We start from the raw sequence: 15,455 nt of genomic DNA, 5'->3' as shown, positions 1-15,455 counted from the left end.
AATCTTCTGATGACCTCACCGAACGCCGCGCTTCGCGCCCGCGCCGCCCACCGCTGGACGGTTGGTGTCCTCGTCGTGTTTGCCCTGCTCGGAATGGGGTTCGGCAGCTGGTTGAGCCGGCTCCCGGCCGTGCGAGACCATCTGGGGGCATCCACGCTCGAAATGAGCGTGTTCGGGCTGACGCTCGCACTCGGATCCCTCACCGGGTTGATCTTCTCCGGGCGCACCGTCACCTGGCTCGGGCCCCAGCGCACACTCGCGGTCGGGATCGTCGGCCAGGCGATCGCCATGCCCGCGGCCGCCGCGCTGTTCTGGGTCGGCGCGCCGGTGCCGGCCGCGGCCTGCCTCGCGCTCTTCGGCATCATGTTTGCCACCTCCGACGTCGCGATGAACGTGAGTGGCGCCGCGGCCGAACGCGAACTCGGCAAGCCCCGCATGCCCCTCTTCCACGCCGCGTACAGCCTCGGCAGCGTGAGCTCGATGGGTTTAGGCGCACTCGCGGAGTCGCTGCGAATCCCGGTGCCCGTGCATCTCACGACACTCTTCGCGCTGCTCGTGCTCGGGGTGCTGCTCGCGCTGCGCGTCGTGCCGAACACCGCGCAGGCCTCCGACGTGGAGCCCCACGCGAGCGTGCACACCGGCCCGATCCCCACGGTCACGGCCGCCGATCAGGCCGCTGCCGCAGCCGCGCAGGCCGCACGCGCCGCACAGAAGCGGCCGTACAGCCCGTGGCGTGACCCCCGGATCCTGATCATTGGTGGCATTGCAATGAGCATGAGCCTCGCAGAGGGCACCGCGAGCGATTGGTTGCCGCTCGCGCTCACTGACGGACGCGGCTTCGCGAACGAGACGGCGGCGCTCACGCTCGGCGCGTTCTTCGTGTCGATGACGCTCACGCGCGTTGCCGGTTCCTGGTTGCTCGGCCGATTCGGGCGCGTGCTGGTGCTGCGCGGCGGCGCGCTCTTCGTGATCGTGGGCGTTATCGTCACGATCCTCGTGCCTGCGAGCTGGGCCAGCGTGGTGGGCGCCGTGCTCTGGGGCATCGGCTGCGCCTTCGGCTTCCCTGTGGGGATCTCTGCTGCGGCCGACAACCCCCGCACGGCGGTGCGCGACGTGGCCGCGGTCTCGGCGATCGCCTACACCGCGTATCTGCTCGGCCCGATGCTGATCGGCTTCCTCGGCGAGCACTTCGGGCTGTTGCAGGCGTTCTGGCCGCTCGTCGCGTTCGCCGTGTTTGCGCTCGTGTTCGCCGGCACCGCGCGCGAACCGGAGCCCGCCGCGAAGCCTGCGCCTGGCGCAGCCCCCGGCGCCCCCGCGTAGCGCGTTCCGCGGGCGAAACGTCGACGGGATCGGGACGCACGTCAGACAAAGGTCGCACCGGGTAAACTACGGCGGGTGCGAATCGTTGTTGCTGACTGCTCTGTCGACTATGCCGGCCGCCTCTCGGCCCACCTCCCCCGGGCGAAGCGTGTCCTCATGCTGAAAAACGATGGCAGCATCCTCGTTCATTCAGATGGCGGCTCCTACAAGCCCCTGAACTGGATGAGCCCGCCGTGCTCGCTCGAAACCCTCGAGCTCGAGGACGACCACCGCGAGGCGGGAATCGTCGAGCAGTGGCAGGTCACGCACAAGAAGACCGCTGACAAGCTCATCGTCTCGCTGTTCGAGATCATTCACGACTCGGCGTACGACCTCGGCGTTGATCCCGGTCTTATCAAGGACGGCGTGGAGGCCCACCTGCAGCAGCTCTTGGCCGAGCAGATCGAGCTCGCTGGCGAGGGCCACACGCTCGTTCGTCGCGAGTACATGACCGCCATCGGCCCGGTCGACATCCTCGCGAAGGATGCCGAAGGCGGCTCCGTGGCGATTGAGATCAAGCGCCGTGGTGGCATTGACGGCGTCGAGCAGCTGACCCGCTACCTTGAGCTCATGAACCGCGACCCGAAGCTCGCCCCGGTGCAGGGCATCTTCGCCGCGCAGGAGATCAAGCCGCAGGCGCGCACGCTCGCCGAGGACCGCGGCATTCGCTGCCTGCTGCTCGACTACGACGCGATGCGCGGCATGGAAGACAAGAACACCCTCTTCTAGGCGAACCCCCCACTTTTCCCCGGGAAACACGACACTCCCCACGGAGAAGTCAGCGATCTCGGTGGGGAACCTGACGGTTCCTTCACGAAACGTGATCTCTCAGTGGGGAGTGGTGGGGTGAGGGGTGTGTGCGGCGAGGGCCGCGTGCGGGGCTAGTGATCCCGCATCTCGTCCTTCGCCTCGTTGCGCGCCTTCACTGCGTCGCGCTCAGCCTCGGCCTTTTTCACCTCGGCCTCGGCCTGAAATTCGTCGATCTTGTCCTTGGCCTTGTCAATGCCGTCTTCGACGACCTTGCCGACCTTCTGGGCCGCCGCCTCAGCGTTGGCCTTTGCGTCATCAAGGAATCCCATGGTGTGCCCCCATTCGTTGCCGGTTGGTGGAGCTCCAGTCTTGCGAGCCGAACTGAAAAAAACTGCAACATCCGCTGAACGCGCGTGGAGGTCGCCCGTGTATTTTGACGCGGGGGCCCGCGCGCAGGGGCCGTGCGATCCCGCCCAGATTCGTCGCGTAAAATCGACCCAATGACCGATACACCGACTGGCCCGGCGCTGCCCGGCGGCTCCGTTGATCCGGCCGAACTCGAGATCGCGCTCCGCGTGCTCGCCCAGGCACACACGCTCGACCCGGACCACCCCGACCACGCGGCACTGCGCCAGGCGACCTCGTCGATGTTCAAGGCGCAGAAGCGCGAGCGCCGCCGCACCAAGCGCGAGACCGTGGCCGCGGCGGATCGCGCCGTGATCGCCGCAACCGCGACCGGTGCCTCCGACCGCATTGACGACGAGACGCGCGGCCTGCCGCTCTCCTCGAGCACCACCGCGGCCTCGGCAGGCGAGCTCATCAAGCCCCGCAACTGCTACATCTGCAAGCAGCCGTACACGCGGGTCGACGCCTTTTACCACCAGCTGTGCCCGGAGTGCGCTTCGTTCAGCCACGGCAAGCGCGATGCCCGCACCGATCTCACCGGAAAGCGCGCCCTCCTCACGGGCGGCCGCGCAAAGATCGGTATGCACATCGCACTGCGCCTCCTCCGCGACGGCGCGCACACGACGATCACCACGCGCTTCCCGAAGGATGCCGCGCGGCGCTTCGCATCCCTGCCCGACTCCGCAGAGTGGATCGACCGACTCCACATCGTGGGAATTGACCTCCGGGATCCCTCGCAGGTGATCGCGCTCGCCGATTCGGTTGCCGCCCGCGGCCCGCTCGACATCCTCATCAACAACGCCGCGCAGACCGTGCGCCGCTCGCCGGGATCGTACTCGCTGCTCGCCGACGCGGAAGCGCAGCCCCTGCCCGCGGGCGCCCTGCCGGAGATGGAGGTGTTCGGGCACCCGACCGAGCTGCACCCGAAGGCGATCCAGTCGACCGTAGACGCTGCCGGCGCGCTGTCGATCAACACGGCACTCCCCTCCGCCCTCACAGGCACGATCGCGGCGGGCCTCGCCCAGCACCGCTCCGCGAGCGAGCTGACCGAGCTCGCGATGGCCCCGGGGTCGTCGTCGCTCGAGAAGCACGCAGACGGGACCGCGATCGACGCCGGCGGCCTCGTGCCCGATGTGACGCGCGTGAACAGCTGGGTGCAGAACGTGCAGGACGTCGATCCGCTCGAGATGCTTGAGGTGCAGCTGTGCAACGCAACCGCACCGTTTATCCTGATCAGTCGCCTCCGCGCCGCGATGGCGTCGTCGCCCGCGCGCCGCACCTACGTAGTGAATGTGTCGGCGATGGAGGGACAGTTCTCGCGCCGCTACAAGGGCCCCGGCCACCCGCACACGAACATGGCGAAGGCCGCGCTCAACATGCTCACGCGCACGAGCGCAGGCGAGATGCTCGAGACCGATGGCATCCTCATGACCGCGGTCGACACGGGCTGGATCACCGACGAGCGCCCGCACTTCACCAAGGTGCGGCTCGCCGAGGAGGGTTTCCACGCCCCGCTCGATCTCGTGGATGGGGCGGCGCGTGTGTACGACCCCATCGTGCGCGGCGAGGCAGGCGAGGACCTCTTCGGGTGCTTCTTGAAGGACTACGAGCCAAGCCCCTGGTAACGGGCCAGCTCGCGACTGCGGGAGCTCGTGCGCTAGTGCGCGCGCGGATCCGGCAGCTGTGCGAGGCCGGCAAGAATGAGGTCGAGGCCGCGACCGAACGACGCGTCGAGATCAAGACCGGCCTCGGTGCCGGGCACTGACCGCTCGGCATCGCTCAGCTCTTCATTCCCCAGCTCGGGATCCGCGAGATCAGGATCCACGAGCGCGCCGAGCGCGGCCGCCTGGCGGTGTGTCTGCGTGGACTGTGCGTGGCCGAAGGTGAAGAGCAGCAGCGTACGCGCCCCGTCGCCGCCCACGAGACCCGCGAGCCGCTCCTCGACGCGCGAGCGGCCGAGTCGAAACGCGGCGGCCGTTGCGACCACGTCGGCGCCGTCGCGGACGGCAAGCATGGCGGCGCGCAGTTCCACGCAGAGCTGACGCGCGGCCGCGGCTGCGGCTTCGGGCGTCGTGGCTCCGGCGCGCGCCTGTGCGACACCGACCCCACGCACGATCTCGTCGGCCATGAGCGCGAGCAGGCTCTGCTTGTTCGGCACGTGGTGGTACAGCGCGCTCGGCTGCACCTCGAGCTCCGCCGCGACCCGACGCATGGAGCAGTTTTCGAGGCCCTGCGCGTCGAGCACCCGCAGCGCCGCGGCGACGACGTCGGCGAGTGAGTTGCGCATTTGCTCAGCCTAACGCTAACCTGAACACCATTCACCAGAACAGTGTTCAGGTGGGCCGCACGCGGGCCGCCGGAAGCAGAAGGAAACGCATGACCACCACGCCCCCGGAATCCTCACGCGCAGCCGCAAACGCCGGCGCGCGACGCCGCAATCCCGCGACCGACCTCGCGCTCATCGCAACGTTCGCCGCGCTCATCGCAACGTTCGCGCTGCTCCCCGCGATCAACATCGGCGGCGCCGTGCCGATCACCCTGCAGACCTTCGGTGTGATGCTCTCGGGCGCCGTGCTCGGTGCGCGCCGCGGGTTCCTTGCGACCCTGCTGTACCTCGCGGTCGGCGCCATCGGCCTGCCGGTATACGCGGGCGGCTCAGCAGGGCTCGCCCCGTTCGCAGGCCCCACGGTGGGCTACCTCGTGGCGTTCCCGTTCGCGGCGTTCGCCACCGGCTTCTTCGTTGAGCGACTGCCCCGCCGTCGCATCGCCGCGAGCATCCCGCTCATCGTGCTCTCCGGTCTCGCGGCGAGCTTCATCTTCATCCACCCGCTCGGCATCCTTGGGATGGCCTGGCGCGCGGATCTTACGCTCGGCCAGGCGTTCCTTGCCGACCTGCCGTTCTGGCCCGGCGACCTCGTGAAGAACATCCTCATGGGCATCGTCGCCACCGCCGTGCACCGCGCATTCCCCACGCTGCTTCCCCAGCGCGCGCGGCGCGCACGGTCCACCGCCGTGACCGCGGCCCCTATTGAGCCCGCGGCGGATCCAGCGACGGCAGCCGAGCGCAGCGCGTAGGATCGCCGGGTGATCGAGTTTCAAGCAGCAGCCGTCGTCGTCCCCACCCCCGAGGGCGAAACGACGGTGCTGCACCCCACTTCGCTGACGCTCACCGAGCCGCGCGTCTCGATCATCGGCGCGAACGGCTCGGGCAAGTCCACCCTCGCGCGGCTCATCAACGGCCTCGTGGAGCCGAGCGCGGGCGCGGTGCGCCTCACCGTCGCAGACAGCGAACCACTCGACACCCGCGCGAACGGCGCAGCGGTGCGCCGCGCCGTCGGCTTCGTCTTCACGGACCCGGCCGCGCAGCTCATCATGCCCACCGTGATTGAAGACGTTGCGCTGTCGCTGCGGCGCAGGATTCGCGCCAAGGCAGAGCGGCGCGAGGCCGCCCTGGCTGTGCTCGACCGCTTCGGCCTGACCGCCCTCGCCGACCGCAGCGTGCACACGCTTTCGGGCGGGCAGAAGCAATTGCTCGCCATCGCCGCGGTACTTGCCACCGAGCCCGCAATCGTTGTCGCCGATGAGCCCACCACGCTGCTCGACCTGCGCAACGCGACTCGGATCGGTGACCTCCTCGTGGGCCTGCCGCAGCAGCTCGTCGTGGTGACCCACGATCTTGAGCTCGCGGCGCGTGCCGATCGCACCCTCGTCGTGGCGGACGGACGTGTGGTCTTCGACGGCGCCCCCGCGAGCGCCATCGCGCACTACCGCGCGCTGGCGGCAACCTCGCCCGCGGAGCCCACCGCGTGAGCACCGTCAACCCGCTCGGTGCATACAAGCCCGGCACGGGCCCGCTTCATCGGCTCCGCCCGGGCGCGAAGCTGCTCGGCCTGTTCGTCTTCGCCACGCTCGTCGTCGTGCTTCAGGGCGCGCCGAGCACCGCGATCCTGCTGGGCGCCGCGGTGCTCCTTGCTGTGCTCGCCGGGCTGCGCGGTCGCGACTTCTGGCGGGTGGCGCGTGGCTTCGCACTCATCGCGATCCCACTCTTTGCATTCCAGGCCTGGCAGCAGGGTTGGGAGCGCGGCATCGAAGTGGTCGGCGATCTCTTCGCGATGATTCTTGCGGCGAGCGCGGTGACTGCGAGCACGGCAATCGACGACATGCTCGACACCCTGACCTGGGCGCTGCAGCCCCTGCGCCCCCTCGGCGTGCACCCGGAACGCGTGGCCTTCGCCTTCTCGCTCGTGATCCGCGCAATTCCGAGCATCATCGAGCTTGCGGGCGAGACCCGGGCCGCCGCCCGCGCGCGCGGCCTCGAGCGGAGCCCCCGAGCGCGGCTCGTGCCGTTCGTGCTGCGCTCGGTCGCGCACGCGCAGCTCACGGGCGATGCGCTCATCGCGCGTGGGATCGGCGACGACGATTCGGACCCCCGCAGCGCGTAGGCTAGTTCGCATGGCTGAGGCGGAAATCCCTGAGGACGTGCACGCGGACTACGTGAACGAGGAGGCGCGGGCTGCCCTGCAGTCGCTGCAGGCGACACCCGACTATGTACACCTCGCCGCCTTCTTGAACGCGCTCCGCGAGGGCTACCTCGTGGTGGATGTCTCGGGCACGCAGACGAAGAAGCGCGGGCCGCGCCTGCGCACCATCCGCTCAACCACGGGCCAGCTCGTGCTGCCGCTCTTCACGTCGATGGAGGAGCTGCGCGCGGTTGTGCCGGCGAGCCGGCGGGAGGAGCTTCAGGGCGCGGTGATTCCGGCCCGCGAGGCACTCGCCCTGATCTCGTCGGACCGCTTCGCTGCGGCCGAGTTCGATAAGGCTTCGGCCGCGCTCGTGATGCTGCGCAAGTATGTGTCGCTCGCCGCGGGCGAGGAGCCCATCACCGCGGAGTCGCTGGAGGCGATGCGGTAGTCTCCGCGCGGATCCCGCGCCCCGTACGAACACACACGGCGGCCCGCTCCGAGAGGGAGCGGGCCGCCGTGTGTCGTGCTGCGGAGCTTAGACCGACTTGACGGTGAACGCGCGGATCACCTGGACGATGCCCATGACGATCATCGAGATGCCGAGCAGCAGCCACAGGGTGACCGCGCCGAGCATGGGCGAGACCATGAGGGTGATGCCGGCGATCACGCTGATGACGCCGTAGATGATGGTCCAGACCTTGCTGTCGCTCTTGCTCGCGACGGTGAACGCCATGACGCCCTCAAAGAGCCAGAGGATACCGACCGTGATCGAGAGGAACAGCGCGAGCACCACTGCGGCACTACCGATGTTCAGCATCATGATGATGCCGCCAGCGATGTACAGCAGGCCGAGCAGGATGTGCCCCACGCGTGCCCAGCCGCCGAGCGTGCGGCTGAAGATCGACGAGCCGAGGTAGACGACGCCGACCACGAGGGCGTAGGCGGCCATGATGACCGCGAGCACCTGCATGGCGACCGCGCCCGACTTCGCCGGGTTGAAGATGATGAGCAGGCCGAGCACCAGTGCGATGAGACCGCCCACACCGAAGGCGGTGCGCACACCGTCGGTGAAGCGGGCCTCGAGCGTTGGCTCGGTCGGAGTGGTGGTGTCGGTCATTGGACGCTCCTCACGCTGGGGCCACCCATTCCAGGAAGTGGCTGTGATTCATCTGTACCGCATCTGAGTACCGAGCGCCAGGCCCCGCGCCGCGAAAGCCAGAGGCTGTGACACGGTGCGGGGCCGGAAACTCTCCGTGCAGCCGGGCTACGCGGCGTGGGTCTCGCGCTCCGCGGCGACCCCGAGCACCGGGATCAGGCCGGTGCGGCTCGTGGGGTGCGCCCGCCACAGGATCGCGTAGCTCACGGCCGCCGCAACGGCGGTGAGGATCGGCCCCCAGGTGGCCCCCACACCGGCGAGCGCGGGATCCAGGCCACCCAGTTGCAGCATCCCGAGGCCGATCAGCGTCGCGATCGTCCAAGACACGAGCCCGTTCGTGTTGAACGCGCGGTAGTGCTGGTCTGCGATTGCCGAGTGCTCCTGGTGCTTTCCGCGGGCGAGCAGCACATGCGTGAGCGCGATCGCCACCCACGCGGTGACGAGCACGCCCTGCCACGCAAGCGCAACGAGGATGTACTGCACCACGGGGAGCAGCATGAGCAGGTAGATGATCGTCGAGGAGATGAGCACCCACACGATGTTGGGCACCGAGATGCGGAACACCTTCTCGCCGAAGGCGCGGAGATTCGCGGCGCCGAGGTAGTAGTTCGCCGTGTTGATGCGCGTCTGCGTGGCGATCACCACGAGCAGCCCGAAGCCACCCATCATGCTCACGACGCCGCCCACGATTCCGGTTTCAGACGCCTCGACGCCCGGGATCGTGACCGCGAGCGTAATCCCGACCACAGCGGAGAAGCCAAATGCCACGAGGTAGAACGGCATGCCGAAGGTGAAGGCCTGGTGGAACCTTGTGTCGCGGCGCTTGCCGAGCGCTGCGTAATCCATCGTGTACATCATGAGGATCCACACGCCCATGTACCCGGAGAAGGTCGCAAGCCATCCCGGGCCGCCCGCGGCGAGCGGCAGGTCGACCGACATGGGGGCCTCGGCCCCACCGCCGAAGCCGTACTGCACCCCGGCCCAGATCACCGCGGCGATGAGGCCGAAGAAATAGATCGGCAGCAGGATGCCATTGATCTTGTCGAGGAAGCGGCGCACGCCGCCAATGATGAGCGGCGTGGTCGCGGCAACCACAATGAGGCTCCACAGCCACATCTCACCGCCGAAGGCCGTCATGAGCGCGTACGCGACGAGCGAGCCCTCGAAGACGGCGTAGTAGATCGCGATCAACGCGAAGATGACCATCGCGATCGCGGATCCCGCGTTGCCGAGAATGGTGCGCGAGAACGCGGCGACCGTGGTGCGGTTGTTCAGCGCATAGCGCGAGAGCACCGCGTTGATGAGTCCGTAGACGACTATGGAGAGCGCGACGCCGATGAGCGCGTCGACAACGCCGTACGCCATTGCCATCGCGGCGCCGATGTAGACGAAGAAGAAGGCGCTCGCGACGCCGTACCAGGCCATGGCGAGCGAGCCGCGCGACATCTGGTCAGCGTCGTCACCTTCGCGGGCGAGCGCATCGGTCGCCTCCACGTCGGTGTTGGATCCGGTGAGATTGAGCATGAGGGTGTCCTCCAGGTGGGGTGCCGGCCGCGGGCGCAGGGCAGCTGCCTTGGCGCGTCAGCCACGCAGCGGCGCTGCTGCGCGCGGGCACGGCTCAGGAACGCCGGGTGTGTACCGCGGCGAGAGCGGCTCCGCGCGGCCCGCGCGACGCTGCGCGGGAGAAGCGGGAGCCGGAGAGTAGAGCATCGCAGGCGGCGAGCCTGCGAGGAGTCAATCCGGTGGAGCGGGTACTGCGTCTTACGGTGGTGCGGTGCACATGGGTGGTGCGGGAGGCGCGGATCGGGTCGACCCGCTGCGGGCCCGAGGCGGGGTGCGCCTCAGGCCCGCGGAGCTTAGCGTGCCCAGCCTGCGGCGGAGCGGCGCTGCATCTGTGCGCGGTGCTGACGGGTGGTCTCCTCGAAGAGCTCGCCCGTGCCCCAATCGAGAATCACGCCGTGGCGGCGGATCACATCGAGCAGGTCGAGCTCGCCGGAGCGGTAGCGCTCGGCCACGCTCTTCGGGTCTTCCTCGAGCCAGCCGGCGCGGTTCGCGCGGATTTCGGCGCGCAACACCGCGGTGGCCTCGCGGTCAATGCGGTACTGATCGAGCTCGGGATCGATGGCCTCGATCACCACGCCGTAGTCCGCCGCAGCGCGCCCGACTGACACGTACTCGTCGATCACGTCCTCGAGCACCTCCTCCGGCGTGCGCTCAAGCGGATCGCCGAAGCCACCGCCGCCCGCTGACGGTCGGTAGAACGTGTCGCCCGGCTGCACGGGAACAGATGAGAAGATCGAGCCGAGGAAGCGCTCGCCATCCGTGTCGCGGTTGAGCCATACCCCGTGCGGAATCGAGGGCAGGCCGCCTTCAATGCCCCAGGTGATCGAGCGGGCGCGGTCACAGCAGTAGCTCATCACCGAGGCATCCGCGTCAGTGAGTGTGCCACCCTTTTCGACCCCGCACCCGCCGCGGAAGCGACCGGGGCCGCCGGAGTCGGTGCCGATCTGGTGCATCGTGGTGAGTACGGGCGTCAGGCGCTCCTGCCCCTCGCACGCCTGCACCGCGAGGCCGACGCCGAACACGGGGGCGGTGGCGCTCGAGCCGTCCTTCGAGGAGCGACCGCCCCAGCCGCCAGCCATCCAGTCGTACCACATGAAGTACGGGTTCTCTTCGCTGCGCGCATCGCGCCCACCGACGAGGAGGTACTCGAGGTTGAACGCGCACGCCATGGCGCGCTCAGGCATGATCTGCGACCAGATCTCGAAGATGCCATTCATGAGCTTTTCGTACGGCCCCGAGCAGAAGCCGGTCACGGCGTAGGGCCAGCCGGCGTTCACCACGGTGCCCTCGGGGCCGATGTCCGCAGTCACCGCCGCGTAGAACCCGGAGTTCAGCGGCACGTCCGGGAAGAACGTCTTCGTGCCCGCGTAGATGGCGGAGAAGGTCGTGCCGTAGCCCGAGTTCAGGAACGTGTCCACGACGTCCGCGCTGCCCTCGAGGTTGTAGTGAATGCCCTCACCGTCGAGCGTCATCACAATCTTGATGGGCACGAGTGCTTCGGGCTTGCCCGGATCCAAATCGAGATAGTCAACCGTCTCCCAGCGGCCCTGCGGCAGCTCCGCGAGGCGCCGGCGCACGGTGCGCTCGACGTAGTCCTGTGTCTCCTGCATCGCGAGCTCAACGGTCTCAGTGCCGTAGCGCTCCACCAGGCGAAGCACCTCGCGCTCGCAGACCGCGGTGGCCTCCGACTGCGCGTGCAGATCGCCGAGCGCCTGTTCGGGAGCTCGGGTGTTGGCGACGAGCAGCTGCGCAACGTCGTGCAGGAAGGTGCCCTTCGACCAGACTCGGATCGGGGTGATGCGCAGGCCCTCGCCGAAGTGCTCGGAGGCCGAGACATCGAAAGAGCCGGGTACCTTGCCGCCAATGTCAGCCCAGTGGCCCTTGTTCTGCGCGAAGGCGATGATGCGGCCCTCGGAAAAGATGGGGCGCACGAACGACACATCGTTGAAGTGCGTTCCGCCACGGTACGGGTCGTTGATCGCGAACACGTCGCCGGGGTTGATGTCCTCGCCGAACTGCTCGATTACGGCCTTCGCCTGGAAGTGCAGGGTGCCGACGTGCACGGCGATGTCACCAGACCCCTGCATCACGGTGTTGCCGTTCGCGTCGCAGAGCGCTGAGGAGAAGTCGCGCGAGTAGATCACAAAGGAGTAGCAGGTGCGCAGAATCTGCTCGCTCATGAGGTCGACGCTCGTCGCGAAGGCGTTCTTCAGCACTTCGAAGGTGACGGGGTCGAGGGCGGTGTCGCGGTGGGCCACGGGGGCCGGGGCGGCGAGGGTACCGGTAGGGGTGTTCATCGGGTGACCTCCTCGAGGTGGATGCGGATGTTCAGCCACTCGTCGATCTCGGCGCGCGTGTGCGGCGGGACGACCGTGGTGGAATCCAGCTGGTTGATGATGGCGGGGCCGGCGAAGGCCGTGCCCGCGGGGAGGGCGTCGCGGTCGTACACCGGGGTGTCGAGCCAGCCGTCGCCGCCGAAGTACACGGGGCGGCGATCAGCCGGCGTGCCGGGCGCCTGCGGAATGGGTTCAGCGGGGCGGAAGGAAGGCTTGGGGATCTTGCCCACCGCGCCAAGGTGCAGCTGGTACACCTCGACCGGGGCGTCGTCCTGGCGGAACGCGAACTCGCGCTCGTACTGCTCGTGGAACGTGCGCACGGCCTGCGCCAGTGCGCCCGGGCCCGAACCCATCGGCACCTGGAGCGAGCGCCACTGGCCCTGGTAGCGCATCGAGATCTTGCGCTGCAGGATCGCGTTCTCCTCGGAGACGCCCTCGTGGCGCAGCCGCGCGGAGGCTTCGGTCTCGAGCTCAACGAATGCCTGCTCGATCCCCTCCTCGTCGGCGCCCGAAGCGAGCCCCGTGTACATCTGCGCGAAATCGTGCTGAATGTCGACGAGCAGGCAGCCCATCGCCGAGGTCACCCCGGGGCTCGGTGGCACCACCACCGTAGGGATGCCGAGCTCGCGCGCCACGTCGGCGCCGTGCAGCGCGCCCGCGCCGCCAAAGGCGAGGAGCGCAAAGTCGCGGGGATCGTAGCCGCGTCGAATCGAAACGAGTCGCACCGCGTCGGCCATGTTCGCGTTGGCGACCGAGACGATCGCCTGTGCGGCCTCCTCGAGCCCCATGCCGAGCGGCTCCGCGATGACGCGGCCGATCGCTTCCTCAGAGAGCGTGCGGTCGAGTTCTTTGACGCCGCCGGCGAGCGAGGATCCGAGCCGCCCCAGCACCACGTTGGCGTCGGTGTTGGTGGGCTGATCGCCGCCCGTGTTGTAGCACGCGGGCCCGGGGTCTGCGCCGGCCGACTGGGGGCCGTTCCGCAGCGACCCCGCGATGTCGATGTGCGCGAGCGAGCCGCCGCCCGCGCCGATCGTCAGCACCTCAATCGAGGGGAAAATGATGGGGTGGCCGTACTCGACCTGCCACTCCTGCGAGACGCGTAGTTCACCGTCGGCAACAAGCGCGATGTCGGTCGATGTGCCGCCCATGTCAAGGCTCACCGCGTTGTCGTAGCCGCACTGCTGCGCAATGTGCTTCGCCGAGATCGCGCCTGCGGCGATGCCGGAGGCCGCGAGCCGCACGGGGAACTTCTCGACCAGGCGCGGGGTCATCGATCCGCCGCCCGAGTGAAGCAGGAGGAGATCGCCACGGTAGCCGCCGTCGCGAAGGCGGGTGGCCAGCCGGTTCACGTACCCCGAGACAAGCGGGGCGAGCACCGCGTTTGCCACTGCGGTGTTGAAGCGCGGGTACTCGAAGATCTCGGGCAGCACCTCCGCGGAGGTCGACACCGTCGCATCGGGGATGATCTCTTCGAGGATCTCGCGCATGCGGGTCTCGTGTGCCGGGTTCGCGTACGAGTTGAGGAAGCACACCGCGATGGTCTTCACGCCGCGGCGGCGCAGCAGCTCGGCGAGCTGACGTGCCTCGGCCTCGTCAAGTTGCGTGACGGTGTTGCCGTTGTAGTCGATGCGCTCGGTCACTTCGAAGCGGTCGCGGCGCCGGATGTACGGCTCCGAAACGTCGTTGTACGCGTCCCAAAGGTCATCCTTCGTGCCGTCGCGAATCTCGAGCACGTCGCGGAAGCCGCGGGTGGTAACGAGCGCGGCCGCGGGGAAGTTGCGGGTAATGAGCGCGTTGGTGGCAACCGTCGTGCCGTGCGAGAAGAGCGACACCTCGTTGAGATCGATCTCGCCGCGCTCGACGCCATTCATCACCGCCACCATCGGGTCGCTCGGTGTCGATGGCACCTTCGTCACGCGCATCTGCTGGGTGTCATCGTCGAAGATGCAGACGTCGGTGAACGTCCCTCCGACGTCGACCGCGACACGGACACTGCTCATGGGGCTCCTCCTGAAGTTCGTCGTTGAGTTCCGGATGCATCTAACCTTTGTGCTCCGCAGGAGCGCGGTCACTGGAGAATTCGAAGCTTTGTCGAGTCTGGACTGTAGAATCTCCAAAAATCCTCGAAATGCGGGGTCAAAAACCTCCCGTTCATACAATCCACGAAGGTGTGGCATGGCAAATCCGATGCTGGACCCTGCCGAAACGCAGGCCGAACTCGCGCGCGTTCAAGTGACCCTCGAGCTCACGAACACGCTGCTCTCAGCGGTTGCGTCGACCGATCCAGTGCACGCTCTCACCGCTCGCATTGCGACCCTGTGCCACGGCACCGCCGTCATCTACGACTTTGAGGGCTCCCTGGTGGCGAGCACCGGTGAGGCGCCCACACAACTCATCTGGAACGAGGTTGCCGCCACCCACCAGCGCGAGCTCGATCTGCAAATCGGGCGCTGGCGCGTGCGCACGCGGCGGGTGTCACTGCGCGACGGCGTGCACGTCATCGCGATCGCGAGCCGCGGCTCGGAGACCATCACCGAGATCGGCGATCAGCTCCTCGACACCTCGGAGCGGCTCCTCGGAGCCGTGCACGGGATCCAGTACGGCGCTACACAGCGCGACCGACGCGACAACGAACAGCTCATCGCAGCACTGCACGACGGCGTGGTGCCCGCGCGCGAACATCGATTCTGGAGTCGGCTGACGCAGTTTCGTTTCCCCGCCTACGCCCCCGTGCGCGCGCTCGAACTCGCCCCGCTCGATGGAGCCTCCGCCACTGAGGCACAGCTCACTCTCCTCATCGGCCGTGCGCGCTCCGAGGACGTGCCGCTTCTCGTCATGCTGCGGCGCGCCGACATGGACTCGCCCGCCACCATCGCCGCGATCGTGCCCGACTCCCCCGCGGCGGACGCGTGGATCGCGGCGGCCTCTGAGCAGTTCTTGCTCGGCGCCTCTGCCCCGTTCTCCACCCTGTCCCGCGTCTCCGAATGCGTGCGCGAGGCCGAGACCGCGCTCGGTATCGCCCGGCAGTGGGCGGCCGCCGCGCCCGCTCCCGAGCGGCTCGGGGCGGTGCTGATCGACCGCATCGACCTCGCCACGTGGTTGCTCTCACACGTCGATCAGCGCCAGCTCGAGGATCGCATCGCCCGCACGCTTGCACCGCTCGCGGCCCCGCAGCTGCACGAGACCCTCGTCGCATTCTTCGCCGCCGAGCAGAACATCACCCGCACCGCAGAGGCGCTCTTCGTGCACCCGAACACGATCCGGTATCGCCTCGCCCGCATTGAGGAAGCGATGGGTCAGCCCATCTCCTCGGCATTCGCCGCATCAAACCTCATCCTCGCGCTCTACCCGGAACTCATCGGGCGGTGGTCGGAGCTGCGCTCGGATCCCGAGGGGCAGCGCACCGCCACACCGATCCCCTAG

General features: G+C 68.3%; 14 protein-coding genes. 8 read left to right on the top strand and 6 right to left on the bottom strand.

Features of this window, described 5'->3' with window-relative positions; genetic code table 11:
• Positions 1 to 9 precede the first annotated feature (9 nt).
• Both ACR81A_RS00495 and nucS read left to right on the top strand, forming a co-directional pair.
• Entirely contained in the window at positions 10 to 1,320 is a 1,311-nt protein-coding gene (locus ACR81A_RS00495) for an MFS transporter (RefSeq protein ID WP_202380426.1), read from the top strand.
• 75 nt (positions 1,321 to 1,395) lie between these two features.
• Positions 1,396 to 2,088, top strand: a complete 693-nt coding sequence (nucS, locus tag ACR81A_RS00490) for an endonuclease NucS (RefSeq protein ID WP_440312224.1) — start codon at positions 1,396 to 1,398, stop codon at positions 2,086 to 2,088.
• Between the two features lie 152 nt (positions 2,089 to 2,240).
• Here nucS and ACR81A_RS00485 read toward each other — a convergent pair whose 3' ends face one another.
• Positions 2,241 to 2,438, bottom strand: a complete 198-nt coding sequence (locus ACR81A_RS00485; protein WP_202380428.1) for a hypothetical protein — start codon at positions 2,436 to 2,438, stop codon at positions 2,241 to 2,243.
• A gap of 171 nt (positions 2,439 to 2,609) precedes the next feature.
• Here ACR81A_RS00485 and ACR81A_RS00480 point away from each other — a divergent pair, with 171 nt between their 5' ends.
• The gene (locus ACR81A_RS00480) at positions 2,610 to 4,139 is read left to right on the top strand and encodes an SDR family NAD(P)-dependent oxidoreductase (protein WP_202380429.1); all 1,530 of its coding nucleotides are present in this window, start codon (positions 2,610 to 2,612) and stop codon (positions 4,137 to 4,139) included.
• A 32-nt stretch (positions 4,140 to 4,171) separates the two neighbouring features.
• On the opposite strand, the gene ACR81A_RS00475 is transcribed toward ACR81A_RS00480, so the two are convergent.
• Positions 4,172 to 4,801 carry a TetR/AcrR family transcriptional regulator gene (locus tag ACR81A_RS00475; protein ID WP_202380430.1) on the bottom strand — a complete coding sequence of 210 codons (630 nt, stop codon included), beginning with the start codon at positions 4,799 to 4,801 and terminating at the stop codon, positions 4,172 to 4,174.
• A gap of 89 nt (positions 4,802 to 4,890) precedes the next feature.
• Here ACR81A_RS00475 and ACR81A_RS00470 point away from each other — a divergent pair, with 89 nt between their 5' ends.
• From ACR81A_RS00470 to ACR81A_RS00455, 4 genes are read left to right on the top strand one after another with little or no spacing between them, the layout of a single operon-like run.
• Complete coding sequence (locus tag ACR81A_RS00470) at positions 4,891 to 5,589, top strand: biotin transporter BioY (protein WP_440312223.1); 699 nt, start codon at positions 4,891 to 4,893, stop codon at positions 5,587 to 5,589.
• 9 nt (positions 5,590 to 5,598) lie between these two features.
• Positions 5,599 to 6,324: an ATP-binding cassette domain-containing protein gene (locus ACR81A_RS00465; RefSeq protein ID WP_202380432.1), complete on the top strand. Its 726-nt coding sequence runs from the start codon at positions 5,599 to 5,601 to the stop codon at positions 6,322 to 6,324.
• A complete protein-coding gene (locus ACR81A_RS00460) occupies positions 6,321 to 6,956 on the top strand; it encodes a CbiQ family ECF transporter T component (protein ID WP_202380433.1) in 636 nt (211 codons plus the stop codon). The genes ACR81A_RS00465 and ACR81A_RS00460 overlap by 4 nt, the downstream gene beginning before the upstream one ends.
• Positions 6,957 to 6,966: 10 nt before the next feature.
• Positions 6,967 to 7,425 carry an SseB family protein gene (locus ACR81A_RS00455; protein WP_202380434.1) on the top strand — a complete coding sequence of 153 codons (459 nt, stop codon included), beginning with the start codon at positions 6,967 to 6,969 and terminating at the stop codon, positions 7,423 to 7,425.
• Positions 7,426 to 7,512: 87 nt separating this feature from the next.
• Here the strand turns inward: ACR81A_RS00455 and ACR81A_RS00450 are convergent, their stop codons facing one another.
• The 4 genes from ACR81A_RS00450 to ACR81A_RS00435 form a co-directional block, all read right to left on the bottom strand.
• On the bottom strand, positions 7,513 to 8,094 hold the full coding sequence (locus tag ACR81A_RS00450; protein ID WP_440312222.1) for an HdeD family acid-resistance protein: 582 nt from the start codon (positions 8,092 to 8,094) through the stop codon (positions 7,513 to 7,515).
• Between the two features lie 147 nt (positions 8,095 to 8,241).
• Positions 8,242 to 9,657: a purine-cytosine permease family protein gene (locus tag ACR81A_RS00445; protein ID WP_440312221.1), complete on the bottom strand. Its 1,416-nt coding sequence runs from the start codon at positions 9,655 to 9,657 to the stop codon at positions 8,242 to 8,244.
• A 332-nt stretch (positions 9,658 to 9,989) separates the two neighbouring features.
• The gene (locus tag ACR81A_RS00440) at positions 9,990 to 11,993 is read right to left on the bottom strand and encodes a hydantoinase B/oxoprolinase family protein (RefSeq protein ID WP_202380437.1); all 2,004 of its coding nucleotides are present in this window, start codon (positions 11,991 to 11,993) and stop codon (positions 9,990 to 9,992) included.
• The gene (locus tag ACR81A_RS00435) at positions 11,990 to 14,032 is read right to left on the bottom strand and encodes a hydantoinase/oxoprolinase family protein (RefSeq protein WP_202380438.1); all 2,043 of its coding nucleotides are present in this window, start codon (positions 14,030 to 14,032) and stop codon (positions 11,990 to 11,992) included. Before ACR81A_RS00435 ends, ACR81A_RS00440 begins: the two co-directional genes overlap by 4 nt.
• Positions 14,033 to 14,207: 175 nt before the next feature.
• Between ACR81A_RS00435 and ACR81A_RS00430 the strand changes: the two genes are divergently transcribed.
• On the top strand, positions 14,208 to 15,455 hold the full coding sequence (locus tag ACR81A_RS00430) for a PucR family transcriptional regulator (RefSeq protein ID WP_202380439.1): 1,248 nt from the start codon (positions 14,208 to 14,210) through the stop codon (positions 15,453 to 15,455).

It is taken from the genome of Leucobacter chromiireducens, assembly GCF_051993095.1.
In the GTDB taxonomy this organism is placed as follows: Bacteria; Actinomycetota; Actinomycetes; order Actinomycetales; family Microbacteriaceae; genus Leucobacter; species Leucobacter chromiireducens.
Note: the sequence above shows the minus strand (reverse complement) of the source record. Positions and strands in the feature narration are given on the sequence as shown.

Excerpts from the sequence above, each read along its gene's own strand:
- ACR81A_RS00430 (WP_202380439.1), top strand. The coding sequence starts at position 14,208 with ATGGCAAATCCGATGCTGGACCCTGCCGAAACGCAGGCCGAACTCGCG.
- ACR81A_RS00495 (WP_202380426.1), top strand. The coding sequence starts at position 10 with ATGACCTCACCGAACGCCGCGCTTCGCGCCCGCGCCGCCCACCGCTGG.
- ACR81A_RS00440 (WP_202380437.1), bottom strand. The coding sequence starts at position 11,993 with ATGAACACCCCTACCGGTACCCTCGCCGCCCCGGCCCCCGTGGCCCAC.
- ACR81A_RS00470 (WP_440312223.1), top strand. The coding sequence starts at position 4,891 with ATGACCACCACGCCCCCGGAATCCTCACGCGCAGCCGCAAACGCCGGC.
- ACR81A_RS00475 (WP_202380430.1), bottom strand. The coding sequence starts at position 4,801 with ATGCGCAACTCACTCGCCGACGTCGTCGCCGCGGCGCTGCGGGTGCTC.
- ACR81A_RS00485 (WP_202380428.1), bottom strand. The coding sequence starts at position 2,438 with ATGGGATTCCTTGATGACGCAAAGGCCAACGCTGAGGCGGCGGCCCAG.
- ACR81A_RS00435 (WP_202380438.1), bottom strand. The coding sequence starts at position 14,032 with ATGAGCAGTGTCCGTGTCGCGGTCGACGTCGGAGGGACGTTCACCGAC.
- ACR81A_RS00445 (WP_440312221.1), bottom strand. The coding sequence starts at position 9,657 with ATGCTCAATCTCACCGGATCCAACACCGACGTGGAGGCGACCGATGCG.
- ACR81A_RS00450 (WP_440312222.1), bottom strand. The coding sequence starts at position 8,094 with ATGACCGACACCACCACTCCGACCGAGCCAACGCTCGAGGCCCGCTTC.
- ACR81A_RS00480 (WP_202380429.1), top strand. The coding sequence starts at position 2,610 with ATGACCGATACACCGACTGGCCCGGCGCTGCCCGGCGGCTCCGTTGAT.
- ACR81A_RS00455 (WP_202380434.1), top strand. The coding sequence starts at position 6,967 with ATGGCTGAGGCGGAAATCCCTGAGGACGTGCACGCGGACTACGTGAAC.